Source organism: Streptomyces apocyni (assembly GCF_009739465.1).
GTDB classification, from domain to species: domain Bacteria; phylum Actinomycetota; class Actinomycetes; order Streptomycetales; family Streptomycetaceae; genus Streptomyces; species Streptomyces apocyni.
In genome coordinates this window covers 155,867-181,705 of the sequence record NZ_WHOM01000061.1, presented here as the reverse complement: position 1 = coordinate 181,705, position 25,839 = coordinate 155,867, and the positions used below count along the sequence as shown (strand labels likewise).

Sequence of the window (25,839 nt, the reverse complement as noted above, 5' to 3'; positions counted from 1 at the left end):
CGGGCCCGCGTCATGCGCGTACCGCCCGTGTCATGTGCGTACCGCCCGCGTCATGCGCGTACGGACAGCAGGTCCTCGAGCTGCTCCTCGCGGGCCTGGGCGGCCACGAAGAGCAGCTCGTCACCCGCCTCCAGAGAGTCCTCGACGGTCGGGGTGAGCACCCGGGTGCCGCGGATGATCGTGACCAGCGAGGTGTCCTCGGGCCAGGTGATATCGCCGATCCGGGTCCCGGCCAGGGCCGACTCCGGCGGCAGGGTCAGCTCCACCAGGTTGGCGTCGCCGTGGCTGAAGCGCAGCAGCCGTACCAGGTCGCCGACGCTGACCGCCTCCTCGACCAGGGCGGACATCAGGCGCGGCGTGGAGACCGCGACATCGACGCCCCAGGCCTCGTTGAACAGCCACTCGTTCCTGGGATTGTTGACGCGTGCGACGACCCGGGGAACGCCGTACTCGGTCTTCGCCAGCAGCGAGACGACCAGGTTGACCTTGTCGTCACCGGTCGCGGCGATCGCCACCTGGCAGCGCTGCAACGCCGCCTCGTCCAGCGAGGTGATCTCACAGGCATCGGCGAGCAGCCACTCGGCGTGCGGCACCCGCTCCACCGAGATGGCGGTCGGAGCCTTGTCGATCAGCAGCACCTCGTGCCCGTTGTCCAGCAGCTCCCCCGCGATGGAACGGCCCACCGCACCCGCTCCGGCAATGGCGACCCTCATCGGCGACCTTCCTCAGGGCCTTCGGCGAATGCCGCCTCGACCTTTTCGACCTCATCGGTGCGCATCATCACATGCACCAGGTCGCCCTCCTGCAGCACCGTCTGCGAGGTCGGCAGAGTCGCCTCGCCCAACCGGGTGAGGAACGCGACGCGGACGCCCGTCTCCTCCTGCAGCTTGCTGATCTTGTGGCCGACCCAGGACGTGGAGGTATACACCTCAGCCAGCTGTACGCCACCGGTGGGGTCGCGCCACAGCGGCTCGGCCCCCGACGGCAGCAGCCGTCGCAGCATCTGGTCGGCCGTCCAGCGGACCGTGGCGACCGTCGGGATGCCCAGCCGCTGGTAGACCTCGGCGCGGCGCGGGTCGTAGATGCGGGCCGCGACGTTCTCGACGCCGAACATCTCCCGGGCGACCCGGGCGGCGATGATGTTGGAGTTGTCGCCACTGCTCACCGCGGCGAAGGCACCGGCGTCCGTGACGCCCGCCTCGCGCAGGGTGTCCTGGTCGAAGCCGACGCCGGTGACCCGGCGGCCCCCGAAGCCGGAACCCAGGCGGCGGAACGCCGTGGGGTCCTGGTCGATCACCGCGACCGTATGACCCTGTTGCTCCAGGTTCTGCGCGAGGGCGGCCCCCACGCGTCCGCAGCCCATGATGACGATGTGCACGCCCGTCCTTCCGCCTGTCAGTCGTGGTGCGCTCAGACTCAGCCAGCCTGGCAGAAGTCTGGCTGAACTCCGCCTGATGTCCGCCTGATGTCCGTCTGAAGCCTGTCGCCCGAGCCCCAAGCTACACATGGGCGGCGAGAGGCTCGCGCCGACGTAGACTCGTAGGTTGTTGTCCGGCCGCACGCATTCAATCGTTTTGGAGCCATCCCACCATGCAGGCAGAACCGAAGAACTCGCTGGTGGGGCAGGAGTACGAGGTCGAGATCGGCCCCGTCGCCCATGGCGGCCACTGCATCGCCCGTACCGCCGAGGGCCGGGTGCTGTTCGTCCGGCACACCCTCCCGGGTGAGAAGGTCATCGCGCGTGTCACCGACGGCGAAGAGGACTCCCGCTTCCTGCGCGCGGACGCGGTCCAGGTCCTGGAGGCGTCCAAGGACCGCGTCGTAGCTCCCTGCCCGTACGCCGGTCCCGGCCGCTGCGGCGGCTGCGACTGGCAGCACGCCAAGCCCGGTGCTCAGCGCCGCCTCAAGGGCGAGGTGATCGCCGAGCAGCTCCAGCGGCTCGCGGGCCTCACCCCCGAGGAGGCGGGCTGGGACGGCACGGTCATGCCCGCCGAGGGCGACAAGCTTCCCGCGGGCGAGGTCCCGGCCTGGCGCACCCGCGTCCAGTACACCGTCGACGACGAGGGCCGCGCCGGACTGCGCCGCCACCGCTCACACGAGGTCGAGCCCATCGACCACTGCATGATCGCGGCCCCTGGTGTGACCGAGCTGGGCATCGAGAAGCGCGCCTGGGACGGCATGGAGTCCATCGAGGCCATCGCCGCGACCGGCTCCCACGACCGCCAGGTGATCCTGACCCCGCGCCCCGGCGCCCGACTGCCGCTCGTCGAGCTCGACAAGCCCGTCTCCGTCCTCCGCGTCGAGGAACACGACGGCGGCGTACACCGTGTACACGGCCGCGCCTTCGTCCGCGAACGCGCCGACGGCCGCACCTACCGCGTCGGCAACGGCGGCTTCTGGCAGGTCCACCCGCAGGCCGCGGACACCCTGGTCAAGGCCGTGATGCAGGGCCTGCTGCCCCGCAAGGGCGACATGGCCCTCGACCTGTACTGCGGCGTCGGCCTTTTCGCGGGCGCGATCGCCGACCGCGTCGGCGACCAGGGCGCGGTCCTCGGCATCGAGTCGGGCAAGCGCGCCGTGGAAGACGCCCGCCACAACCTCAAGGACTTCGACCGCGTACGCATCGAACAGGGCAAGGTCGACCAGGCCCTGCCGCGCACCGGCATCACCGAGGTCGACCTGGTCGTCCTCGACCCGCCCCGCGCGGGCGCGGGCAAGCAGACCGTCAAGCACCTGTCGAGCCTCGGCGCCCGCCGCATCGCCTACGTCGCCTGCGACCCGGCGGCCCTGGCCCGCGACCTCGCGTACTTCCGCGAGGGCGGCTACAAGGTCCGCACACTGCGGGCTTTCGACCTCTTCCCGATGACGCATCACGTGGAGTGCGTGGCGATCCTGGAGCCTGCCGCAAAGAGCGTTTGACCTGCGGTTTCGTGGATCGGGTGGGCTGCTCGGCCTGTTTCCTGCCATTCAACGGGTCGTGCGGCAGGCGGTCCGCCGTAGCCGACCTGACCTGCGGTTCTGTCGCAGCGACGCGACCTGGCGTTCTTGCGGTCATGTGACGCTCGAGTTCTGGGAGGGCTGACGAGTCGGGGAGCCCGAGCTGTGGTTGACAACGGCGCGTGCGGTGGGTGCCAAGACGTGAACCCCACCGAGCTCCCCATCCTGGTCCCCGGGAGGCTGGCGGCTTGCCGAAGCGGTTGCCGCTCTGGAGTCGTCGGTGTCCCCGTGGCGTGTTGTCGTGCGACGGCAATGGGTCGTGGCGCCTGGGCATCGGCCGGGGGACGTGGTCCGCTGGACCGGTGGTCGCGGCCCCGCCCGTCCCCCGGGTGCCATCGGCACGAGGAAGCCGCGGGCGGGGGCCCACCGTCACCCGGGGGAGGTCGCGCACCCGACGGAGGGCCGCGTGCGAGGTGGGGTGGTGGACGCCGACCGGGCGCCCGCGAGCGGCTCGGTCCGGGCCCTGACGGTAGGGGTCGGCACGCACGTATGTGACACGGTCGCCGAGTGTTGGTCGCCGAAGAGCCAGGGCAACGACGGGTGTCTCCTCAGTCGCGGCCGCGGGCGTGCTTGAAGCGTGCGAGTCCGTCGGTGAGGTCGATGAGCGGGCCTGGGTAGTCGAGTTCCTCGCGTTCTGCTGGCGGGAGGCGCCAGGGCTCATGTACCTGCCTGCCGTCCACGCTCGTGAGTTCGAGGACCCAGCGGCGTACGTAGGCGCCGTCCGGGTCGAACCGTTTGGCCTGGAGCAGGGGGTTGAGGACGCGGTGGGGGCGGGTGTCGGTGCCGGTGCCGGCGACCCACTGCCAGTTGAGCTGGTTGTTGACGATGTCACCGTCGACGAGGAGGTCGAGGAAGTGCCGGGCGCCGATCCGCCAGTCGACGTAGAGCGTCTTGGTCAGGAAGCTCGCCACCAGCAGCCGTGCCCGGTTGTGCATCCAGCCCTCGTGGCGCAGCTGGCGCATGGCCGCGTCGACGATCGGATAGCCCGTCCGTCCGTCCCGCCATGCGGCGATGTCTTCGGCGGCGTCGTTCTCGTCACGCCACTGGTCGTGGCGTGTGCGGTAGTCCTTCCCGGATGCCTGGGGCCGTGCCGCCAGCACCTGGTGGTGGAAGTCCCGCCAGCACACCTGGCGTACGAATGCCTCCGCGCCGGGCCCGCCATGCCTGCGGGCCCGGTGGACGAGTTCCACCGGGGAGAGCGCACCGAAGTGGAGATACGGCGACAGCCTGGACGTGGCGTCACCCGCGAGGTCGTCGTGCTGGTCCTCGTAACGGGACAGTCCGGAACGCGACCACCGCGAGAACCGGTCACGCCCGGCCGTTTCCCCTCCGGTCGGCAGACCGGGCGAGGTACCGGACACGTCCGCGCGGTCGGGCAGTCGCTCGCCGCGTACTCCGTCGGGGACGCGCACGGTACGCGGCGCGGCCAGGGGTTTCCTCAGCGACTCCTGGGACCAGCGGCGGAAATAGGGGGTGAACACGGCGAAGTGATCGGAGCCCGATGGTGTCACCGCTCCCGGGGCGACGGCGGTGATCACCGTCTCGTGTACGCGCAGTGCCACACCACTGCCGCCGAGTTCCTCGCGCAGCCGTTCCTCACGGCGGTGGGCGTACGCGGTGACGCCCGCGGCCATGTGCACCTCGGTTGCCCCGCACTCGGCGGCGACCGCGCGGACCTCCCGGAAGGCAGGTCCCGCGCGGACCACGAGCCGGCCACCGCGGCGGCGCAGCGAGGCGTCGAGGTCGCCCAGACAGTCGGCGAGGAAGGCCCGCCGGTTGGGCGCGTCGAACCCTGCCGCCCGGATCCCGGGATCGAGAACGAACAGCGGCACCACCTTGTCCGCCGCCTTCAGCGCGGCGTGCAGCGGCGGATGGTCGTGCAGACGCAGGTCCGAGGTGAACAGGACGACCGCTACGGTCATGGCGTCACTCCTGGCGCAGTGGTGCGTGAACGGGTGCTCAGTGCTCCACACTTCGTCGGGAACGGCTACGCCGGATGCGTCGCGAGCGCTGATCACCCCTGCGGGCGGCCAGGCCCTTCTCGGCGGCCTGGCTGATGTTGCGCGCCATACCGCCGAAGACGACGGCGTGGAAGGGCGAGACGGACCACCAGTACGCATGGCCGAGCAGCCCCCGCGGATGGAACAGTGCGCGCTGCCGATAGCGGGTACGGCCGTTCCGGTCCGTCTCGACGTACATCTCCAGCCATGCCAGTCCCGGCAGCCGCATCTCCGCACGCAGCCGCAGCAGCCGTAGCGGCTCGATCTCCTCGACGCGCCAGAAATCCAGCGAGTCGCCAACCCGCAGGCGTTGCGCGTCACGTCGCCCGCGGCGCAGACCGACCCCACCGACGAACCGGTCAAGCCAGCCGCGGACGGCCCAGGCCAGCGGAAAGGAATACCAGCCGTTGTCCCCACCGATGCTCTCCACCACCTTCCACAGCGCCTCTGGAGACGCGTCGACCGGCCGTTGTCGGTCATCCTGGTACAGGCTGCCGCCGGCCCAGTCGGGGTCGGTGGGAAGGGGATCGCTGGGAGCTCCTGGGACGGAAGCGGACGACCAACGAGTGGCGACCTGCGCCTCTCGGACCCGCCGCAGGGCCAGGGCCAGGGCTTCGTCGAACGGCAGGGGGTGGCCCGGAGGGTCGGGGACGTACCGGGCGATGTCGTGCTCCTGGCGGACGACCTCATGACGCAGCGACTCCGTCAGAGGCCGGGCGATGGAGGACGGGACCGGCGTCACGAGGCCGACCCAGTAGCTGGACAACCCTGGGGTGAGCACCGGTACCGGTACGATGATCCGCCGTCGGAGCCCGCCCACGGTGGCGTAGCGGCTCATCATCTCGCGGTAGGTGAGCACGTCAGGACCGCCGACGTCGAAGGCCCTGTTCACCTGGTCCGGCATGGTGGCGGACCCGACCAGATAGCGCAACACGTCGCGGACCGCGATGGGCTGCGTGCGGGTGTGCACCCAACTGGGCGTCACCATGACGGGCAACCGCTCGGTCAGATAGCGCAGCATCTCGAACGACGCCGACCCCGAGCCGATGACCACCGCGGCCCGTAGCACGGTGGCAGGCACCGGGGAGTCGAGGAAGATGCGACCGACCTCCGCGCGTGAACGCAGATGAGGGGAGAGCGTGCGTTCGGGGATGCCCCGCGGAGTGAGGCCACCGAGGTAGACGATCCTCCGGACGCCCGCCGCGTGCGCCTGCTGGGCGAAGACATGTGCCGCGCGGCGATCGGTGTCCTCGAAGCCGGGACCCGACCCGAGGGCGTGCACAAGGTAGTAGGCGACGTCGACATCACGCATGGCCTCGGCGACGGAACGCGGGTCGGTGACGTCTCCCCGCACGCTCTCGGCATCGGCCGCCCATGGCTGGTCACGGAGTTTGGCTGGAGTGCGGACCAGACACCGCACCCGATGACCGGCCTCCAGCAGCTCCGGCACCAGGCGTCCGCCGATGTACCCGGACGCGCCGGTCACCAGACAGTGCAGTCCCTCCCCGCCTCGCTGTCCGTCCCGCTGTCCGTTCGCCGCCACGGTTCTTCCCTTCCGGCTCGCTTCACGACACCCTGCCCTGTCGACCGATCATGGGCCCCACAGCGTCACCGTGCCCGTCGCGGCGAGGCGGCCCGCGGCTGTGACCAGTAACCGGGATCCCTCCCGGTTCCGCTGTGGTCTCGACGACGCGGTGGGCGACCGGCAGTCCGTCCTCGGTCACAAGGCCGCTCACACTCACCCGCACACACACGTCGGTGGCGCTGCCGCGTTCCAGGGGCCAACACCCGCAGCCGTCGCCCCGGGCGCACCCAGACGGGTTCGAGCCGGACACGACCCGCCCCCGGAAGATGACCGTGTTCCCGTGCCCTGCCGAGCTGCCGGATGTACTGCGCCATTGATCAGCGAGTGATGCGCCACAGCGGCCATCGCGCGTTCTTTGAGGGGGTGCAGGCGAGGCCACTGGCAACGGGCCGCGAAGCAGTGGCCGCTCAGACGGGTCAGGGACACCACGAGCAACGACGCCATCGTTTCCAGGCCCAGGCTGCGCCAGGTGTGTGGCACCGTCCGCATCACCGACTCCTTCCCCCGGAGACCTGGCTGCGGTCGAAGCCGCGCAGCAGATCCTGGCGATCAGCGAACTCGCCGAACGGACGAAGGCGCCGGGAACGACTGTGATGCCCACGGGTCGGCGCACTGCGCCCCCGGGCCGTTCAGTGCGCGCCAGGGGCCGCCTGGCCGGGTGGCGGGACATCCACCGGCACGCCCTGGCCGGAAGGTGAGGGGTCGTTTCCGGTGAGGGCCGCTTCCGGTGGGATGTGGAGGGTGAATGCGTTGGAGCCGTAGGGCTGACCGTTGATCTGGAGTTCCACGCGGTGCGTGCCGGGGTGGTGCCGGCGCGTGCTGAGCGGCCGGAGCGGGTGGCGACGGACGCCTGACCGGCACTCGCCCGGGGCGAGGTCGCGGCGGGTGAGTTTGAAGACCTTGGGGGAGAGGCTGCCGTTCGCCTTGCGGTAGTGGACGACGTAGTCGATGACGAGACGGGCGGTACGGGTCCCGGTGTTGGTGACCTCGTAGCCGAAGACCAGGTCCTCACCCAGGCGTACCCGAGGTGTGCGGACATCGGGGCCCACGACCCGGACGCGGACGCCGGGGTCGTGGCCGAGGAGCGCCAGAGCGTCGCGGTCGCCGGCCTTGACGAGGGTCCGCAGGCCGTGGCGGACCAGGGCTGGTGTGGTGGGCGCGGGCTCGGCGAGCCAGCGAGCGGCGATGGCGACGGCCGTACCGGGGTGGTCGCGGCTGATGTCGTTGAGGTGGTTGGCCACCGATCGTCTGACGTACTCGCTCACGTCCCGGTACAGCGCGTCCAGGACGGGCAGGGCCGGGGTGGGGTCGGTGACGAGTGCGGTCAGTCTGGGCGCCCACGGCAGGCGCGGTCGGGTGCCTTCGCTCGCCAGGCGGCGGACGTGCGGATCGGGATGGCGGGTCCACCGCATGGCCCGGTCCAGGGCCCTTGAAAGATCAGCGCTGAAGAAGGGGCGTACCGCCATCTCCGCGGTGAGCAGGGGCGAGAGGTCTGCGAGCAGGTCGAGCGCGGGCTCGAACACGCCGTCCCTCCGGGCGCGTTCGGCGACTGCCGCGTTGACGGGGAAGGTCATCCAGCCGGTGAATTCGGGTCGGCGCAGGGCCGCTCGGACGACGTCGGCGAAGGCCGGGTAGGCGTCCGGAAGGTCGGCGAGGACGGCTTCCTTCACGGTGGTGACGCGTCGGCTGAAAGTGAGGCCCTCCAGCAGGACCCCGCAGCCGCGGAGGGCAGTGGCCGGTGCGGCGCCCGCTGCCGCCATGACGGAGGCCAGCAGGTCCGTGGTGCGAGGGTTGATCAGTTCGTCGGCCGTGGGCACGGCTCTCCCTTCTCGGCTGGTTCCGGCACCTGCGGCGTGCCCGTCCCACGCGGTCGCAGGTCGCGGGCCGCGGATGCCGGTTCGGTTACTGCTGGGTGCTGTGCAGTACTTCGGCGTGCCGCATCTCGTGGACCTCGCCGATCAAGCTGAAGAACTCCCCGGCGGCCGGATCCCCGGGCATCTCCGCCGCCGCGCGGGCGGCTGCCTCCGGGGAGGCCCAGAGGATGAGGTCGAGCAGGGAGCCGTCCTCGTGCCGGGCGAGGTCCGCGCCGAGGAAAGGAAGCTATCACGGATTTGGCGCAGGGAATCCGTGAGTCCGGTAGGTTGATGGCATGCCCCTCAAGAACCTGCGTGAGATGCCGTGGATCGGCGAGCGTCCGGTCCTCGACGTGGCCAACACCGTCGTCGTCGGAGCGGGTCACGCGGGTGACGACGTCGACCTGCTGGCCGAACCGGACCTCATGGCGTCCTGGCGGGAGAAGGTGTGCGACCGGGAGCTCGCCGACCTCCCCATGGAGGATCTCGCGGAGCTGCGCGCCCCGGTCAGGGTCGCGCTGGACGCGGCGGCGCGGCAGGCGCCGCTGCCGGGGCCGGCGAGGGCGCGACTCAACGCGCTGGCCGCGCGGGCCCCTGTGACGTTCCGGGTCGACGACGCCGGCCGCCTCACGGAGCAGGAGGCCGGCGGGTCGGTCGCGGCGGCGGTCGCGCGGCAGGCGCTTGTGCTGGCCGCCGGGCCGGAGCAGGCACGGTTGCGGCGCTGCCCCGCGCCGAGCTGCGGGATGTTCTTCCTCGCGCGCAGACGGGATCAAGCGTGGTGCTCGATCGGCTGTGGCAACCGGGCGCGTGCCGCCCGTCGCAGCGAGCAGTGCGCGGACTGACTCCGGTCGTCGTCGTTGCGTCGATCATGCTGCGGGAGCTTGACGGCTACCCGATCGTGCGACCGCACGGCGGCTGGTCGGCCGCTGGTCTTCGCCAACGAACCCGCCGACCGTCTCTGCGATCTGCGATCTGCGATCTGCGCGAACGCTTCCGTGCGGCCTTCGGATGACGGCCATGTCAGCCTCAAGTCGCACGCGTTCGCGACCTGGGTTTGATGTGGGGCCGGCGGTCGTGCACCCAGCATGATCGTGTGACCGAAACACTGCCGGGATTTCATATGTCCCTTCTGGAAAGCGTGGTTGTGGCAAGTGCCGTCGCGCTCGTGACCGCCCGCTGGCTTCCCCGACGGATGCGTCGGCCGACCGCGTTCAGCTCCTCAGTGGTGGTGCTGTTGTCCGGCGTGGTGCTGGTGTGGAGTTCGGTTCGGTGGCAGATGGTGCCTGTGCTGGCCGGCGCCGCACTCGTCCTGCCGTTCGCCGTCGCAGCCGAGCTGCGAGCGCGCGGCGGCCGACCGCCGCGCAGGGCCCGATGGTGGGCGGCCTTGCCGGCGTCGCTGGTGTGTCTGTGTCTGATCGCGGTCGGCCCGGCGGCCGCCTGGGCGTTGCCCGTGCCGGTCTTCCCGGCGCCGTCCGGCCCCTTCGCCGTGGGCACCAGCGTGGTGCAGTGGACCGACGCCGACCGTCCCGAGGACGCCACCCCCGACGAGGACGACCGGCGCACTGTCGTAGTGCAGTTGTGGTATCCGGCGCGAAAGAGCCCGGCGGATGCGCAGCGTGCCGCCTACCTCGGGCGCACGGACCGCGAGGCGGGGATCGTCTCCGACGCCCTCGCCGACTACGTCGGCATGCCCGGATTCCTGCTCGACGGCCTCCCCCGCGCGCGTACCCACGCGGTGGTCGACGCGCCGGTGGCTGACGGCAACGGACGCTTCCCGGTCGTGCTCTTCTCCCCGGGGCTGGGCGGAGTGCGTACCCAGAATTCAGCATGGGCGCAGGAACTGGCCAGCCACGGCTATGTCGTCGCAGCCCTTGACCACCCCTACGACTCGGCCGCCGTCGTCCTCGCCGACGGCCGGACCATCCGCACGAAGGTCGCCGCCACGGGTGACGCCGACCGTGACGAGGAGCGGGCGGTCAAGTGGACCGCAATACGGGCCGCTGACCTGAGCTTCGTTCTCACCCAGCTGAACCGTGTCGCGCGAGGCGAGATCCCGGGGCCGGTGAGCGGGCGGATGGACACCGGCCGAGTCGCCGCTGCCGGGCACTCCCTCGGCGGAGCCGCCGCCTTGCAGGGAGTTCGCCAGGACGATCGGTTCGACGCCGTCATCGACCTGGACGGCTTTCCGCACGACCCCGACCCGACACGCTTCCCGCAACCGGTGCTGGCGCTGACCCAGGACCTCCGAGAGGACATCGACCCCGACTACATCCCCCGCCTCGCCCGTGTGCTCAGCCTGAGCGGTGCGACCAGTTACCGTCTCACCGTCCCTGGAGCGGCGCATCTCACGTTCACCGACGCGCCGCTCTATCTGCCCCCGGTGGAGTCGATCGTGGGATCACGAGGCCGTACCGATGGACCGCGCGTCACCGCCGCCGCATCGCTGGCCTTCCTCAACGCCACGCTGCGCGAGCGGCCGGGTAACCTGGCCGCCGTTCTGCGCGCTCACGGTGCTCTCACCGTCCACTCGCCGCGCGGTGATACGTGAACGGTCCGCCGGGGGGAGTGCCCGGTGCCCCGGAACGGCGGCACGACCAACAACCGGCCGTGTCGACGCCGGAGGCGTCCAGCCGCTGATGGCCCCTGGAGGACCTCCATAGATGGCCCCTGGAGGACCTCCCTATGGGCTCTCGGACATGTCGCGTATCAGCGGGCGCCGCGCTTCACTCGGCGCCGTGGCCGTCGGCATCACGGGCCGCAGCACCTCCTGTACGCGCGAGCCGGAAGTCCGACGGCGCGACCCCGTACGCCTTGCGAAAGGCGCGGCTGAAGTCAGCCGCGTGACGGAAACCCCACCGGGCAGCGATAGCGCTGATGGGGTACGTGGCCAGCTGAGGAGCGGTGAGGTCGGCGCATGCGCGTTCCAGTCGCTGCTGCCGTATCGAGGCAGCCACCGTGAGGCCCCGCTGCTGGAAGAGACGTTGAAGGTGACGGCGCGAGATGTGGTGTTCGGCGGCGATCTGCGCCGGAGTCAACTCGGGGTCCCCCAGATGCCGCTGGATGTAATCCTGGACACGGATGAACAGGCTGTCGTGGGCCCCATCCGACGCGGCGTCCTCACTCGTCTGCGAACCGAGCATCCCGGTGAGGAGTTCCAGCAGAACGCCGGAGATCCGGTGCGCCTGCGCGGCGGAGAAGCTGACGGGGTGGCGTAAGAGGTCGACGAGCAAGCGCGACAGTGTCAGGCCGAACACGTTGTGCTGCCGCAGGGGCGTGACCATCAGAGAGTCCATCAGGTCGGTTGGCAGCGGAACCAGTTCTTTGGGGATCTGGAGCCGCAGAGCCACCAAGGGCGAGGTCACCGCACCGGGATGCTGATGGACGTGCGGGACGTAGGCGTGGAACCCGGGGGGACAGGAGGTGTCGGCCAGGAACATGTCACCGGGCGTGAAGACTCTGGAGCGGGTCGAGTTCCCCAACTTCAGTTCGCCTTGCAGGGGAAGCACGAGGTGGTACTGGTCCGGGTCCACCGCGGCCCCGGGGCACGCCGTGCCCGTCGCTGCCGTCGGCGGCTGGACTAATCGGAGAAGCCTGAGGGCCCCGAGGTCGAGCCTGTCGGCCAGGGCATGGAGGTGCTCGGGAGAGTTGATGGCCAGGTGGGACGGCCAGGACATCAGGTCGATCTCGTCGTACCACGGGTCGAACCGCTCGGATGCGGGCAGCTCGACCCCCAGCTGCAGACCGGCCTCGGCGCTCTGCAACGCATCGAGGACGTGCTGCGCGTGCCGACCGAGACGGACGGGGACGTCGTACGTGTCCAGCCGCCGCCAGAGAGCCGGGGGGCCGCCCCGGTCTTCGGCGCCGGGTCCGTCCCCGCGCTCGCCTTCGACCGTGTGACGTTCGGATACGGAAAGGGCGAGACGGTCGTGGAGGACGTCAGCTTCACCGTCTACCGGGGCACCCGCACCGCCCTGGTCGGCCCGTCGGGCGCCGGCAAGTCGACTCTGCTGGCGCTGGCCGAGCGCTTCTACGACGTACGGTCCGGCGCGATCCGGCTGAGCGGGGCCGACATCCGCCAGGTGCCACGGGACGAACTGCGCAGCCGGATCGGCTATGTGGAGCAGGAGGCACCGATCCTCGCCGGAACCCTCCGCGAGAACCTGTCACTGGCCGCGCCGGGCCTGTCCGACGACGACCTGACAGCAGTCCTGCGCCGCGTCAACCTCGACGAGATCGCGAAGCGGTCTCCGCTCGGACTGGACGCGCAGGTGGGCGAAGGCGGCGTCCTGTTGTCCGGCGGTGAACGCCAGCGCCTGGCCATAGCCCGAACGCTCCTCGCCGCGCCGCCGATCCTGCTGCTGGACGAGCCGACCAGCAATCTCGACGCCAGGAACGAGCAGGCGTTCCGCGCGGCGATCGACGCCGTCCCCACCGACCACACGCTGCTGATCGTCGCCCATCGACTGGCCACCGTGGTCGACGCCGACCAGATCGTCGTCGTCGACCGCGGAAGGGTGGTGGGCACGGGTACCCACGACGAACTCATCGAGTCCAGCACGCTCTACCGCGATCTGGCCTCCCATCAACTGCTCGTGGCCTGAAGGGAGGACCGATGAACCAGAACCACCGCGCCAACGACGCCGACGAAAACAGCCCGCCCCCGTATCGGGCGGAGAATCCGAGCATCGCAATCATCGGCTGCGGACCACGCGGGACATCCGTACTCGAACGTATCGCCGCCAACGCACACCTCATCGCCCCCGACGAGCGCCCGGACATCCACGTCATCGACCCGTATCCCGTCGGTGCCGGACGGGTATGGCGCCAGGACCAGTCCCCGCTGCTCTGGTCGAACACCCGGGCCGACGAGTGCACGCTCTTCACCGACGACACGGTCACCTGCCAGGGCCCCGCCGTCGAAGGCCCCACGCTGGAACAGTGGGCGCGGGATCTCGCCGCGGGACGCCTCGACCTTCCGCCGGGCTACCAGCCGGCCCCGGGGACGCGGGAGGAAGCCGGGCGCGTCCACGCCGGCTGGTTCGCCACACGGAAGCTCACGGGTGACTACCTCGCCTGGTGCTTCTGGCGGAGCGTCGCTGCCGTGGCGGACCGCGCCCACGTCCGGACCCACCAGGCGTCCGTGCTGTCCCTGGGCGATGTGCCTGACGGCCGCCAGCGCGTCCGGCTCGACGACGGCGAGACCCTGGACGTGGACCTGGTGATCCTGGCGCAGGGGCACTTCCAGGTGAAACCGCACGGTCCGGAACCCCGGCTGGCCCAGCACGCGGCAGCACACCACCTCAACTACCAGCCGACCGCGTACACGTCCGACATCTCACTGGACGCGTTCCCCGCGGGCGAGCCGGTACTGATGCGCGGATTCGGGCTGACCTTCATCGACATCATGGTGCTCCTCACCGAGGGACGCGGCGGGCGCTTCTGCCGTGAGCCGTCGGGCGAGTTGCGCTACATACCGTCGGGCCGGGAACCCACGCTGTACGTGGGTTCGCGCCGAGGTGTGCCGTACCGCTCGAAGTTCGCCTACGTCCTGCCGGGGCCTCCACCTCGAGTGCCCCGCTACTTCTCGCCCGCCGACTTCGCCGACCACTCCCTGGATTTCGCCTCCGACGTGTGGCCCGCCCTCGCACGGGAGCTGACCGTGGCCGGCTACCGGGAGCTGGCGCACTCCCATCCCCACCGCCTCGGAGTCGACGCTGGAGACTTCCTCGACCGGTTGGACGCCGCGCAGTGGCAGAGTCCCGAGTTCAAGGACCTGATCGAGCAGGCCGTGCCCGACACCCGTGACCACATCGACGTCGACGGGCTGGACAGACCGCTGGAGAACCGCCGCTTCACCGACGCCGCCGCCCTGCGCGCGTGGATGCTGCACTACCTCGCCGACGACCTCGAGAGAGGGCGGAACCCCCGGTACAGCGCCCATCTGGCCGTCTACCACGCCATCTTCTCGATCTCCCAGGCGTTGTGGGCCGTGGTCCAGCGAGGAGAGGTCGAGCCCGGCAACGGAAGCCACAGCATGACCGCCTTCTTCGACTTCTGCCGGTTCCGTACCAGCGGCCCGCCGGGGCCGCGCCTCGAACAGCTCCTGGCTCTGGCCCGCGCGGGCGTCGTCGACTTCGTCGGCGCGAACATGAAGGTGACCTGCAGAGGCAGCGTGTTCGAAGCGCGCACCAGCAGCTTGGACCGGGTCGTACAGGCCCGGGCGCTGATCGAGGCCCGCTTGCCCGGACGCGCCCTCACGCGCGTGGCCGATCCCCTGCTCCTCCACCTCATCGGTGAGCGGGAGATCAGGGAACAAGTGCAGACCGACCCCACCACAGGCCGGCGGCAGCCCACGGGCCTCATCGACACACTCGGCGCGCGCCCTCTGGGACCCGACGGCTCGGCGCACCCCAGACGCTTCGTCACCAGCCCAGGCGACTTCCCCCGGCCACGTACCAACGACCCGTTCCTGCACCAGAGCGACGCGGTGGCCAGGGAGGCGCTCCACGCACTCGTCGAGGCGCGAAGCGGAGCACCGCACGTTCACGGCGGCTCCTGACCTGTGGTTTTGATCGCGCGTTAGGTGCGGTGTGGGCGCTACGGCGATATCTTGACGCTGAGATGACGCTCAGCGGTGCGCCCTAAGCTGTCACCCGGCAAGCGACCTCGACCTCAGGAGCCCACACCGTGCTCGACCCCGCAGCGGAGTACCCGTACCCCGAAGGCCTCCGGTCCGACGAGGCGCCCGTGCCGCATGCGCTGCTCGCACCCGTGCTCGGCTTTCTGGGTACCTGGACCGGCCGGGGCGAGGGCGGCTACCCGACGCTCGCCGGGGACTTCGCGTACGGGCAGGAGGTCACCTTCAGCCATGACGGCCGCCCCTTCCTGCGCTACGAGGCCCGTGCCTGGCTCCTCGACGCGGACGGCGCTCCGTTGCGGCCCTCGGCCCGTGAGAGCGGCTGGTGGCGGCTCCAGCCCGATGGCCGGGTGGAGGCACTGATCACTCAGCCCACCGGCATCGCGGAGATCGCGACCGGTCAGGCGGCCGGGGACACGGTCGACCTCTCCACCCAGGACGTCGCCCGCACCCCCACCGCCAAGGACGTCAGCGCCACGCGCCGCCGCTACCGCCTGGCTGACGCCGACACGCTGACGTTCGTCCACGACCTCGCGGCAGTGGGCCAGCCGTTGCAGCACCATCTCTCGGCGCGCCTTCGACGTAAGTCCTAGAGCCTGGGACATGGGCTGTGGGGGCGCGGCTCGTGTCGGTGTTGGGCCGATCGGGTGAGTCGCGTAAGAATTACCGGGTCAGTCCAACAGTTACGAGCCCGGACGGGGTGGGGCAGTGAACAGCCACGACGTCACCGACGCACAGTGGGAAGGGCTCGCCCAGGTCGTACCGCTGCGCAGCCGTAGCGCATGGCCGTCCTGGCCGGGGCACCGGGCGATGCCCGAAGCGCAGACGCAGGCCAAGCGGCGGTTCGTGGTGCTGCGGGTGAATGTGTTCGCGGACGCGCGTGAGGTCGCCCAGACGGTCATGGCGCGGGTTCCCGTACTGCTCGATCTGTCGGGCGCGGAGAGCGATGTGGCCAAGCGGGTGCTGGACTTCAGCAGCGGTGTGGTCTTCGGGCTCGGCTGCGGGATGCACCGGGTCGAGCGGAATGTCTTCCTGCTGGCGCCTTCGGGTACCGAGGTGCAGGAGTTGGTGGAGGGGATGACGAGGGCTGCCGAGTAGCCGCCGCGTTCCCCCGATCGTAGGAAGGTCGGTTCGAAGTAACGGTTCTGCTGCTGGCGGGCTGCCTAGCGTCCTGTACGTGACAGTGACGTGGAGCGGTGCGGTGGGTGTGGCGGGCACGGGGAGCGTCGGGGTGGTGGGCGGTGGGTCCGCGGGCGTCGGGGTGGTGGGCGGTGAGGTCGCGGGCGTCGGGGTGGTGGGCGGCGGGGCCGTGGTCAGTGAACTGCGGCTCTCCGCCTTCAAGTCGCACCGGGGCGTGCGGCTCGCCCTCGGTCCGCTCACGCTCCTCGCGGGGCCCAGCGGCAGTGGCAAGTCCAGCGCGCTCGAGGCGTACGAGGCGCTGGCGCGGCTCGCCTCTGGTGCGACGCTCGGCGAGGTCTTCCGCGACCCGGCGGGGTGTGTGCCGGAGCGGGCCCGGCCGGACCCGCAGCGGCGGCGAGGGTTCCGGATCGGCTGCACGGTTGCCACGCCCGTGGGGCCGGCGCGGCTTGATGTCGCGGTGCAGGCGGAGCCCGAACTCCGGGTGGTGGGGGAGCGGTTGACGTTGGGCTCCGTGGTGCTGCTGGAGTCGGCGCTGCGCGACCCTTCGCGGCGTACGGTCCAGGCGGCCTGGCACACGGCGGGCACGACACCGGTGACTCGGGCGCCGTTGCCTGACGACCGCCTGGGCACCGCGCTGCTGCCGCTGCGGGTCGCGGGCAAGACCCCGGGACAGCGGCAGGTGCTGGCCGCCGCCGAGTACGTCGTGGTCGCGCTGCGGTCGGTCTTCGCCTGTGACCCGCAGCCTGCCAGGATGCGGGAGCCGGTGCCGGTCGGGGACGGGCGGCTGCGGGGTGGCTGCGACAACGTCGCCGAGGTGCTCCGGCGTACCAGGGCCGTGTGCGGGATGCGGCATACGGCGCTGGTGGCGGCGGTGCGGGCCGGATGCGCCGGACCGGTCTCCGACGTACTGGCCGATGTGCTGGCGGACGGGACGGTACGGGCCGTGCTCGGGCGCGGCGGTGGGCGGGCCACTCCGGTGGCGCGCATCGGCGACGGCGAACTGCGGTATCTGGCGCTCGCCCTGGTCCTGCTGACGGGGTCGGGGGTGCTGGCGGTCGACCCGTACGCGGAACTGCCGTCGGCGGAGCAGCCGCTCACCGTCCTCGCTGACGGCTTGGTCCGGGGCATGGACCCCCGGCAGGCGCGGGAGTTACTGGCGCTCGCGGTGCGGATGACTGACAGGGGGCACATCAGGCTGGTGGGGACGGTGAGCGACGCGTCCTGGGTGGCGGGCGCTGACGGCGTATCGGGTGCGGGGGGTGCGGGGGGTGCAGGGGGTGCGGACGGTGCGGGGGGTACCGAGGGTACGGACGGCGTGACGGTGGTACACCTGAGGCCGTGACCGAACTGGATGTAGAGAAGCTGCAGCGCAGGCTGGCCGAGTTCGCGGCGGTACGGGACTGGGGGCCGTACCACACGCCCAAGAACCTGACCTCGGCGCTGAGCGTGGAGGCTGCCGAACTGGTCGAGATCTTCCAGTGGTTGACCCCGGAGGAGTCGGCGCGCGTGATGGACGATCCGGAGTCCGCGCACCGCGTGCGGGACGAGGTGGCCGACGTGTTCGCCTATCTGCTGCAGCTGTGCCAGGTGCTGGGCATCGATCCGCTCACCGCGCTGGCCGCGAAAATCGACCGGAACGAGCGGCGTTTTCCGGTGGGTTCGCCCCTGCCGGTGATCCCTCATCGTCACTCTCCGGAGTGATGGATTTATCCACAGTCGAGTATCTGTCCACAGATTCCCGAATTCCTCTGGTCTTTCGGGCTGGTTGCGTTCACTCTGGGTAGTGGAACCTATGAGGGTTCGAACGGAGCGGTTGGCAGTCCGGAACGAGAGCAGAGGGGGCGGCGCATGGACGCGATGTGGCTCATCAGGGCGAGCAGGGGCGCCTTGGCGCGGAGTCAGGATGCGGCGGACATCATGGCGGAGGCGTGGCAGGCCCAGGCCTTGGCGCAGGCGATAGGCAGTCGGCTGGCGGTGGGCGGGCCGCCGGAGTTACGGGGCGAGGCGTTGGGGCTCACCGAGGTCAGCGGTCGGGGCTGTGGGGCCCTCGGCCCCCCGCCGCTCGGGAACGGCGGGATACGCGCGGCCCGGCTGTCGGGGGTGGGCGATGCGCGAGGAGCCCTGGTCGGCTTGGGTGGGCTGCTGGGAGAGGTGGGGATCGCACTGGTCGGGGTGGCGTGCTCGGCGGACCAGGAGCCGCGCTACTGGGCGTGCGTCGAAGCCATCGATGCCGCCGATGAGTCACGGGACCGGGTCGTGGAGATGCTCCGCCGCCTCGCGGCCCGCGAGCGGGGCCTGTCCGCCCCGGACCCCACGGCGGGGCCTCCTTGAGGGTGAGCCGGGGCAGTTGGGCGAGGCGGGGTTGTGCGGGCGCATCGTCGTTGCCCATCGGTCAGGAGGGGTGTCCTCGCCCAGGCGTTAGGAGGGAGTGTCCCGGCCCAAGCGCTAGGAGGGAGTGTCCTGGCCAGTCGGAGGACGGGTGCCGGAGGACTGTAGGTCGGCGTCCAACTGCGTCAGATCGGCGTTGAGTGCCGCCATCAGCTCTTCCATCTGCTGCAGCAGGCCCTTGGGCTGGGCGCCGCCCTGGTCTGGTGCGGACGGTACAGCTCGCTCTGGCGCGGCTTCCTGGGACATGACGGCCTCCTCGGCCCTGGCTCTCCCGGCTTGCGCCTACGGAGAGCGGTGGTGCGAGCGACGCGGGGCAAGGGCCGCCGGCGCGGGGGCCGGGCGGTCCGGCTCCGTCCGAGCCAACGATCATCACTCGGGGCGGTCACTGGCCCAGGGGCACACCGGCTGCGGTGTTGACGGATTTCACTCGCCCGAGTGGGCTCAGGGAGCGGCGGTCCTGAGCCCACTCGCGAAGGCTCGCGAAGGAAGGCGCGGGCGGGGCGGATGCTGAGCGGCCTGGTGGGGGCGCTGGGGCTAGCTGGCCCGGTCGAGTGTCTCGGTCCGGCCGTCCGGCCACTTCAGCTCGATCGCGTCGTTCTTCTCGGTACCGGTCACCGCGACGTTCTTCTCCTCGGTTTCCCCGGTCTTCTTGCACACGAAAGCAATCTTGATCGACTTGCCGCCGTCGGTTTCCTCGCCCCGGCCGCGGCAGTTGCCGTCGCCCTGGCCGCGGAAGGCGAGATACGACACGAGGCGCTTACCCGCGTTGTCGCCGTACGACATCTCGCTTCCGATGATCAGCGACGCGCGGTTCTCGTTGCTCGTGTTCCGCCAAGTCCCCTTCAGGCCCTCGTCGCCGCCCGCGGCGCCGCCGTCGGAACCGCTGCTGCCGCCGGAGCCGCCCGAGTCGCTGCCCGGTCCGTCGGCGGGTGCGTCGGCGTCCTTGTCGGAGTCGTCCCCCGAGTCCTTGTCCAGGCCGCCCGCACCCGGGATCTTGTCCGGGTCCAGGGTCTTGATGGAGGGCATGCCGCTGGGTTCGGCCAGCGACGGCGGGTCCTTCTTGTCCTTGTCGTCGTCGCCTTGGGTAAGGAAGTAGATGCCGCCGCCGAGCACGGCGATCGCGGCGACGGCGGCGATGATGATCCCGGCCGTCTTGCCGTTCGAGGAGCCGGGTCCTCCGGCCGGAGGACCCGGGAAGCCGCCGGGCTGCGGGGGCATGCCACCAGGCTGCTGCGGCATCCCGCCGTACGGCGACGGAGCGCCGGGCGGGCCGGGGGGCTGCTGGCCGTAGGGACCGGGCTGCGGCGGCATCCCCTGCGGGGGCATGCCCTGCGGCGGCTGGCCGTAGCCGGGCTGCTGCGGGGGCTGGCCGTAGGGAGGCTGCTGAGGCGGCCCGCCCTGCGGCGGCTGCTGCGGATAGCCGTATCCGTCCTGTGGCGGCTGTGTCATCAGTACGTTCCCCCGTTCCGACGGTCGCCCGCTGAGAGGTGTGTCTCTCCGACGAATCAGGCCCCGTCGAGCGTCTGTGCGCGTGGATGTATGTGCGAGAAGCCTCGCATGGCGCAAAGCCAACCGTTTACCGCCCCGGTCACGCAAGGCGATCCCGTCAGCCGTGACCGAGCTGCTACATGAGCCCCGCGGGACGGCGTGCCCCGCACGAGTGACGCCTGGGGTGAGCCGACGACCGGGCAGGATGGAGGCATGGATCTTCGCATCTTCACCGAGCCCCAACAAGGGGCGACCTATGACACGCTGCTGACCGTTGCCAAGGCCACGGAAGACCTGGGCTTTGACGCCTTCTTCCGCTCCGACCACTACCTGAGCATGGGCTCAAGCGACGGCCTGCCGGGACCCACCGACGCGTGGATCACCCTCGCGGGGCTCGCCCGTGAGACACGGCGCATCCGCCTCGGCACGCTGATGACCGCGGGCACCTTCCGGCTACCGGGTGTGCTCGCCATCCAGGTCGCGCAGGTCGACCAGATGTCGGGTGGGCGGGTCGAACTCGGCCTGGGATCGGGCTGGTTCGAGGAGGAGCACCGGGCGTACGGCATTCCCTTCCCCAAGGAGAAGTTCGCCCGGCTTGAGGAGCAACTGGCCATCGTCACCGGCCTCTGGGCCACGGAGACCGGCAGCACCTTCAGTTTCGACGGCACCCACTACCAGCTGACCGACTCGCCCGCGCTGCCCAAGCCCACCCAGCCCAAGGTCCCGATGCTGATCGGAGGCCACGGGGCGACCCGTACCCCACGGCTGGCCGCGCGGTACGCCGACGAGTTCAACATCCCCTTCGCTTCCATCGCGGACACCGAGCGACAGTTCGGCCGGGTCCGCGCCGCCGCACAGCAGGCCGGGCGCGGCGGCGGCGACCTGGTGTACTCCAACGCCCTGGTCGCCTGTGTGGGCAAGGACGACGCCGAGGTGGCCCGCCGGGCGGCCGTGATCGGGCGCGATGTGGCGGAACTCAAGGCCAACGGCCTGGCCGGGTCCCCCGACGAGGTGGTCGACAAGATCGGCAGGTATGCGGAGGTCGGCACCCAGCGGGTCTATCTCCAGATCCTTGACCTGGACGACCTCGACCACCTGGAATTGATCTCGGCACAGGTGCAGTCGCAGCTGCCGTAGTCCGACGCAGTCCGCGGCCGGGGGGCGAAACGGCCATCGCTTAAAGTGTCGGGCCGGACACGAAGGCCAGGGGGGCCGAGATGAGACAGGCGCAAGCGGGCGGGACCACCGCCTGGGTCCATGCCGTGGCCAGCCCGATCATAGGGCTGGCCGCGGTGCTGACGCTGGGGGTCAACTGGTTCGACGCCACCCTCGTGGGCCTGGTCGCCATGGCCTGCGCTCTGGTCGGCCTCATCAAGGAGGCCCAGGACGGCGATGTCTCGCCGCGCCGCCATCTGCATGTCGCGGGCCTGGGGATGGGTCTGGTCGCGGCGGTCGTTCCCCGGATCGCCCCGCAGCTGCTCGGCTTTCTGTTGCTGTAACAGCGGTGACCGCCGAGGAAAGTCGATGGTCAGGGCCGCGGTGACCGGGACATACTCGGACGTGTGTTCATGACGATCAGCACCACCGGCACGCCGGAGCGCCCCGCGACCGACCTCGGGTTTCTGCTGCACAAGCATCCCGACAGATCACAGGCGTTCTCGACCTCGCATGGCGCCGCGCACGTCCTCTACCCCGAGGCGTCCGCGGAGCGCTGCACGGCCGCGCTGCTGCTGGAAGTGGATCCCGTGGCGCTGGTCCGGCGCGGCAACGGCAACGGCAAGGGCCGGGGCGGTGCGCCTGACTCGGCGCTCGCGCAGTACGTCAACGACCGTCCGTACGCGGCGTCCTCGCTGCTGGCGGTCGCGCTCAGCACGGTGTTCAAGAGCGCCCTGCGGGGCGTCTGCGCCGCGCGCCCCGAGCTGGTGGAGCGGCCGCTGCCACTCCGTATCGAGGTGCCCGTGCTCCCCGCGCGCGGAGGCGCCGAGCTGGTCGGCAAGCTGTTCGCGCCGCTGGGCTGGACGGTCACGGCGGAGGCGATCGCGCTGGACGAGCAGTTCCCGGCCTGGGGCGACTCGCGCTACGTACGGCTCGTACTGGAGGGGGAGCTGACGCTCGCCCAGGCGCTGCGGCACCTGTATGTGCTGCTGCCGGTGCTGGACGACGCCAAGCACTACTGGGTCGCGCCCGACGAGGTCGACAAGCTGCTGCGGGCGGGTGACGGCTGGCTCGCGGAGCACCCGGAGCGGCAGCTGATCACCAGCCGCTATCTGGCGCACCGCTGGTCACTGACCCGGCAGGCGCGGGAGCGGCTCGAACTGGTGCGGCTCGCCGAGGCCGATGACACCGAGATCGAGGCGATCGACAACGCGGTGGACGAGGACGCCGACACCGAGGACAAGCCGGTGCCGCTCGCCGTACTCCGCCGCGAGGCGATCCTCGACGCGCTCCAGGGCTCCGGCGCGAGCCGCGTACTCGACCTGGGCTGCGGCCAGGGGCAATTGGTGCAGGCGCTGCTCAAGGACGTCCGTTTCACCGAGATCGTCGGTGTCGACGTGTCGATGCGCGCGCTCACCGTCGCAGCGCGGCGGCTGAAGCTGGAGCGGATGGGGGAGCGGCAGGCGGACCGCGTCCAGCTCTTCCAGGGCTCACTGGCGTACACCGACAAGCGCCTCAAGGGATACGACGCGGCGGTACTGAGCGAGGTCATCGAGCATGTCGACCTGGAGCGGCTGCCCGCTCTGGAGTACGCGGTGTTCGGCTCGGCCCGGCCGCGTACGGTGCTGGTGACGACGCCGAACGTGGAGTACAACGTGCGCTGGGAGACGCTCCCGGCCGGGCACACGCGGCACAGCGACCACCGCTTCGAATGGACCCGCCAGGAGTTTCGCGACTGGGCCGGTGCGGTCGCCGGGCGGCACGGGTACGGAGTGGAGTTCAGGCCCGTCGGCCTGGACGATCCCGAGGTGGGGCCGCCTACCCAGCTGGCCGTGTTCACCCTGGCCGAGCAGCCGAACGAAACACCCCACACGAACGACAGCGCGAAGAACGACACCGCGAAGAACGAGACCAAGAAGGGAGTGCGGGCAGCATGACGCACCCCACCAACGCGACGGAGCCGAGCGCCGCCCGGCGCACCCTCGCCGTGACCGACCTGTCCCTGGTGGTCCTCGTCGGCGCCACCGGCTCCGGCAAGTCGTCCTTCGCCGCCCGGCACTTCAAGCCGACGGAGGTCGTCTCCAGCGACTTCTGCCGTGGCCTGGTCGCCGACGACGAGAACGACCAGAGCGCCAGCGGTGACGCCTTCGACGTCCTGCACTACATCGCGGGCAAGCGTCTCGCGGCGGGCCGCCTCACCGTCGTGGACGCCACCAACGTCCAGTCCGAGAGCCGCAAACAGCTGATCCAGCTGGCCCGGCAGTACGACGTACTGCCGATCGCCATCGTCCTGGACGTACCGGAACAGGTCTGCGCCGAGCGCAACGCCACCCGCGCCGACCGGGCCGGAATGCCACGCCGCGTCATCCAGCGCCACCAGCGCGAACTCCGCCGCTCCCTGCGCCATCTGGAGCGTGAGGGCTTCCGCAAGGTGCACGTCCTGCGCGGAGTGGAGGAGATCGAGAGCGCCGAGATCTCGCTTGAGCGCCGCTACAACGACCTCTCGCACCTCACCGGCCCCTTCGACATCATCGGCGACATCCACGGCTGCCGTTCCGAGCTGGACACCCTGCTCGGCAAGCTGGGGTACGTGGACGGCTCGCACCCCGAGGGCCGTACCGCCGTCTTCGTCGGCGACCTGGTCGACCGTGGACCGGACAGCCCCGGTGTGCTGCGCCGCGTGATGGCGATGGTGGCCTCCGGCGACGCACTGTGCGTGCCCGGGAACCACGAGAACAAGCTCGGCCGTTACCTCAAGGGACGCAACGTCCAGCACACCCACGGTCTCGCCGAGACCATCGCGCAACTGGAGGGGGAGAGCGAGGAGTTCCGCACCGAGGTGCGGGAGTTCATCGACGGCCTGGTCAGCCACTACGTCCTCGACGAGGGCAAGCTGGTGGTCTGCCACGCGGGGCTGCCCGAGAAGTACCACGGCCGCACCTCCGGCCGGGTGCGCTCGCACGCGCTGTACGGCGACACCACCGGCGAGACCGACGAGTTCGGCCTGCCGGTCCGGTATCCGTGGGCTGAGGAGTACCGGGGGCGGGCGGCCGTCGTGTACGGCCACACACCCGTGCCCAGCACCTCCTGGGTGAACAACACCATCTGCCTGGACACCGGCGCGGTGTTCGGCGGCAAGATGACCGCGCTGCGCTGGCCGGAGCGGGAGCTGATCGACGTTCCGGCGGAGCGGGTCTGGTACGAGCCCGTCAGGCCGCTGGCCACCGAGGCGCCGGGCGGGCACGAGGGCCGTCCGCTGGACCTGGCGGATGTCCACGGCCGCCGGATCGTCGAGACCCGGCACGCCAATGGGGCCTCCCCTGCTCGAGCGAAGTCGAGAGCTTGGGGAAGGGTCTCAGTGCGCGAGGAGAACGCGGCGGCCGCGCTGGAGGTGATGAGCCGCTTCGCCGTCGACCCGAGGCTGCTGCCGTATCTGCCGCCGACGATGGCGCCGACGGCGACGTCCCAGCGGGACAGCTACCTGGAGCACCCTGCCGAGGCGTTCGCGCAGTACGCGGCGGACGGCGTGGAGCGGGTGGTGTGCGAGGAGAAGCACATGGGCTCGCGCGCCGTGGTGCTGCTGTGCCGTGACGCGGAGGTGGCGAAGGAGCGGTTCGGCGTCGCGGCTGACGGTCCGTCGGGCTCCGTCTACACCCGTACCGGCCGTCCGTTCTTCGACGACCCGGCCGTCACCGAAGAGGTGCTCACGCGGCTGCGGACCGCCGTCACGGACGCCGGACTCTGGGCGGAACTTGAGACCGACTGGCTGCTGCTCGACGCCGAGTTGCTGCCCTGGTCGCTCAAGGCCTCCGGCCTGCTGCGCAAGCAGTACGCGGCCGTGGGCGCCGCCTCCGGCGCGGTCTTCCCGGGCGTCTTGTCCGCCCTCGACGCGGCCGTCGCGCGTGGCGTGGAGGGCGCCGGTGAGCTGCTGGCCCGGCAGCGGGAGCGGGCTACCGACGCTGCCGCGTTCACGGACGCGTACCGCCGCTACTGCTGGACCACCGAAGGTCTTGACGGGGTGCGACTCGCGCCGTTCCAGCTGCTGGCCGTCCAGGGACGCAGCCTCGCCGCGCTGCCGCACGACCAGCAGCTGGCGCTGCTGGACCGGATGGTCGAGCACGACGTTTCCGGGCTGCTGCGCACCACCCGGCGGCTGTACGTCGACACCGGAGACGAGGAGTCGGTGCGGGCAGGTGTCGACTGGTGGCTGGAGATGACCGGGCGCGGCGGCGAGGGCATGGTGGTCAAGCCGCTGGGCGCCCTGGTCCGTGACGCGAAGGGGCGGCTGGTCCAGCCCGGGATCAAGTGCCGTGGCCGCGAGTACCTGCGGATCATCTACGGCCCCGAGTACACCAGGCCCGACAACCTGCGGCGGCTGCGGAGCCGTTCCCTCGGCCACAAGCGCTCGCTCGCCCTGCGGGAGTACGCGCTCGGCCTGGAGGCGTTGGACCGGCTGGCTGAGGGTGAGCCCCTGTGGCGGGTGCACGAGGCGGTGTTCGCCGTACTAGCGCTGGAGTCGGAGCCGGTCGACCCGCGGCTGTGACCCACGGCTACTACGGCGTGGCGGCGTGGCGGCGTGGCGGCGTGCGGCGTGAC

The 25,839-nt window shown here is 70.9% G+C and carries 22 protein-coding genes and 1 pseudogene; 14 read left to right on the top strand and 9 right to left on the bottom strand.

Features of this window, described 5'->3' with window-relative positions; genetic code table 11:
* Positions 1–50: 50 nt before the first annotated feature.
* A complete protein-coding gene (locus GCN81_RS17340; RefSeq protein WP_156725539.1) occupies positions 51–713 on the bottom strand; it encodes a potassium channel family protein in 663 nt (220 codons plus the stop codon).
* Complete coding sequence (locus GCN81_RS17335; protein ID WP_156725538.1) at positions 710–1,378, bottom strand: potassium channel family protein; 669 nt, start codon at positions 1,376–1,378, stop codon at positions 710–712. The genes GCN81_RS17340 and GCN81_RS17335 overlap by 4 nt, the downstream gene beginning before the upstream one ends.
* Positions 1,379–1,590: 212 nt before the next feature.
* Here GCN81_RS17335 and GCN81_RS17330 point away from each other — a divergent pair, with 212 nt between their 5' ends.
* Entirely contained in the window at positions 1,591–2,919 is a 1,329-nt protein-coding gene (locus GCN81_RS17330; RefSeq protein ID WP_156725537.1) for a class I SAM-dependent RNA methyltransferase, read from the top strand.
* A 411-nt stretch (positions 2,920–3,330) separates the two neighbouring features.
* Here the strand turns inward: GCN81_RS17330 and GCN81_RS32400 are convergent.
* From GCN81_RS32400 to GCN81_RS17310, 4 genes and pseudogenes are all read right to left on the bottom strand, one after another.
* Positions 3,331–3,511, bottom strand: a pseudogene (locus GCN81_RS32400) (cryptochrome/photolyase family protein); the annotation flags it as partial.
* A 34-nt stretch (positions 3,512–3,545) separates the two neighbouring features.
* On the bottom strand, positions 3,546–4,919 hold the full coding sequence (locus GCN81_RS17320) for a cryptochrome/photolyase family protein (RefSeq protein ID WP_156725536.1): 1,374 nt from the start codon (positions 4,917–4,919) through the stop codon (positions 3,546–3,548).
* A gap of 37 nt (positions 4,920–4,956) precedes the next feature.
* Positions 4,957–6,540: an SDR family oxidoreductase gene (locus GCN81_RS17315; protein WP_156725535.1), complete on the bottom strand. Its 1,584-nt coding sequence runs from the start codon at positions 6,538–6,540 to the stop codon at positions 4,957–4,959.
* A gap of 671 nt (positions 6,541–7,211) precedes the next feature.
* On the bottom strand, positions 7,212–8,399 hold the full coding sequence (locus GCN81_RS17310) for a DNA alkylation repair protein (protein ID WP_156725534.1): 1,188 nt from the start codon (positions 8,397–8,399) through the stop codon (positions 7,212–7,214).
* A 332-nt stretch (positions 8,400–8,731) separates the two neighbouring features.
* Here GCN81_RS17310 and GCN81_RS17300 point away from each other — a divergent pair, with 332 nt between their 5' ends.
* On the top strand, positions 8,732–9,277 hold the full coding sequence (locus tag GCN81_RS17300) for an ABATE domain-containing protein (RefSeq protein ID WP_156725533.1): 546 nt from the start codon (positions 8,732–8,734) through the stop codon (positions 9,275–9,277).
* A 215-nt stretch (positions 9,278–9,492) separates the two neighbouring features.
* A complete protein-coding gene (locus GCN81_RS17295; RefSeq protein ID WP_156725532.1) occupies positions 9,493–10,983 on the top strand; it encodes an alpha/beta hydrolase family protein in 1,491 nt (496 codons plus the stop codon).
* Positions 10,984–11,158: 175 nt separating this feature from the next.
* Here the strand turns inward: GCN81_RS17295 and GCN81_RS17290 are convergent, their stop codons facing one another.
* A complete protein-coding gene (locus GCN81_RS17290; protein ID WP_231626782.1) occupies positions 11,159–12,196 on the bottom strand; it encodes a helix-turn-helix domain-containing protein in 1,038 nt (345 codons plus the stop codon).
* A gap of 21 nt (positions 12,197–12,217) precedes the next feature.
* Here GCN81_RS17290 and GCN81_RS17285 point away from each other — a divergent pair, with 21 nt between their 5' ends.
* The 7 genes from GCN81_RS17285 to GCN81_RS17255 all read left to right on the top strand — a co-directional run bounded on the left by GCN81_RS17285 (position 12,218) and on the right by GCN81_RS17255 (position 18,543).
* Entirely contained in the window at positions 12,218–13,036 is an 819-nt protein-coding gene (locus tag GCN81_RS17285; RefSeq protein WP_231626781.1) for an ATP-binding cassette domain-containing protein, read from the top strand.
* A gap of 11 nt (positions 13,037–13,047) precedes the next feature.
* Positions 13,048–14,994, top strand: a complete 1,947-nt coding sequence (locus GCN81_RS17280; RefSeq protein WP_156725529.1) for an FAD/NAD(P)-binding protein — start codon at positions 13,048–13,050, stop codon at positions 14,992–14,994.
* Positions 14,995–15,122: 128 nt separating this feature from the next.
* Positions 15,123–15,665, top strand: a complete 543-nt coding sequence (locus GCN81_RS17275) for an FABP family protein (protein ID WP_156725528.1) — start codon at positions 15,123–15,125, stop codon at positions 15,663–15,665.
* Between the two features lie 115 nt (positions 15,666–15,780).
* Entirely contained in the window at positions 15,781–16,170 is a 390-nt protein-coding gene (locus tag GCN81_RS17270) for a cell division protein SepF (RefSeq protein WP_156725527.1), read from the top strand.
* 163 nt (positions 16,171–16,333) lie between these two features.
* Entirely contained in the window at positions 16,334–17,554 is a 1,221-nt protein-coding gene (locus GCN81_RS17265) for an AAA family ATPase (protein WP_231626792.1), read from the top strand.
* On the top strand, positions 17,551–17,913 hold the full coding sequence (locus GCN81_RS17260) for a nucleotide pyrophosphohydrolase (RefSeq protein ID WP_156725526.1): 363 nt from the start codon (positions 17,551–17,553) through the stop codon (positions 17,911–17,913). Before GCN81_RS17265 ends, GCN81_RS17260 begins: the two co-directional genes overlap by 4 nt.
* Before the next feature lie 147 nt (positions 17,914–18,060).
* Positions 18,061–18,543, top strand: a complete 483-nt coding sequence (locus tag GCN81_RS17255; protein ID WP_156725525.1) for a DUF6099 family protein — start codon at positions 18,061–18,063, stop codon at positions 18,541–18,543.
* A 114-nt stretch (positions 18,544–18,657) separates the two neighbouring features.
* Here GCN81_RS17255 and GCN81_RS17250 read toward each other — a convergent pair whose 3' ends face one another.
* Together GCN81_RS17250 and GCN81_RS17245 are read right to left on the bottom strand one after the other, a co-directional pair.
* Positions 18,658–18,846: a hypothetical protein gene (locus GCN81_RS17250; RefSeq protein ID WP_156725524.1), complete on the bottom strand. Its 189-nt coding sequence runs from the start codon at positions 18,844–18,846 to the stop codon at positions 18,658–18,660.
* 288 nt (positions 18,847–19,134) lie between these two features.
* Complete coding sequence (locus tag GCN81_RS17245; protein WP_156725523.1) at positions 19,135–20,049, bottom strand: hypothetical protein; 915 nt, start codon at positions 20,047–20,049, stop codon at positions 19,135–19,137.
* A gap of 252 nt (positions 20,050–20,301) precedes the next feature.
* Between GCN81_RS17245 and GCN81_RS17240 the strand changes: the two genes are divergently transcribed.
* The 4 genes from GCN81_RS17240 to GCN81_RS17225 all read left to right on the top strand — a co-directional run bounded on the left by GCN81_RS17240 (position 20,302) and on the right by GCN81_RS17225 (position 25,786).
* A complete protein-coding gene (locus tag GCN81_RS17240; protein ID WP_156725522.1) occupies positions 20,302–21,225 on the top strand; it encodes an LLM class F420-dependent oxidoreductase in 924 nt (307 codons plus the stop codon).
* A gap of 80 nt (positions 21,226–21,305) precedes the next feature.
* On the top strand, positions 21,306–21,587 hold the full coding sequence (locus tag GCN81_RS17235; protein ID WP_156725521.1) for a hypothetical protein: 282 nt from the start codon (positions 21,306–21,308) through the stop codon (positions 21,585–21,587).
* Positions 21,588–21,650: 63 nt separating this feature from the next.
* Positions 21,651–23,180: a 3' terminal RNA ribose 2'-O-methyltransferase Hen1 gene (locus tag GCN81_RS17230; protein WP_156725520.1), complete on the top strand. Its 1,530-nt coding sequence runs from the start codon at positions 21,651–21,653 to the stop codon at positions 23,178–23,180.
* Complete coding sequence (locus tag GCN81_RS17225) at positions 23,177–25,786, top strand: polynucleotide kinase-phosphatase (RefSeq protein ID WP_156725519.1); 2,610 nt, start codon at positions 23,177–23,179, stop codon at positions 25,784–25,786. Before GCN81_RS17230 ends, GCN81_RS17225 begins: the two co-directional genes overlap by 4 nt.
* The last annotated feature ends 53 nt before the right edge of the window (positions 25,787–25,839 follow it).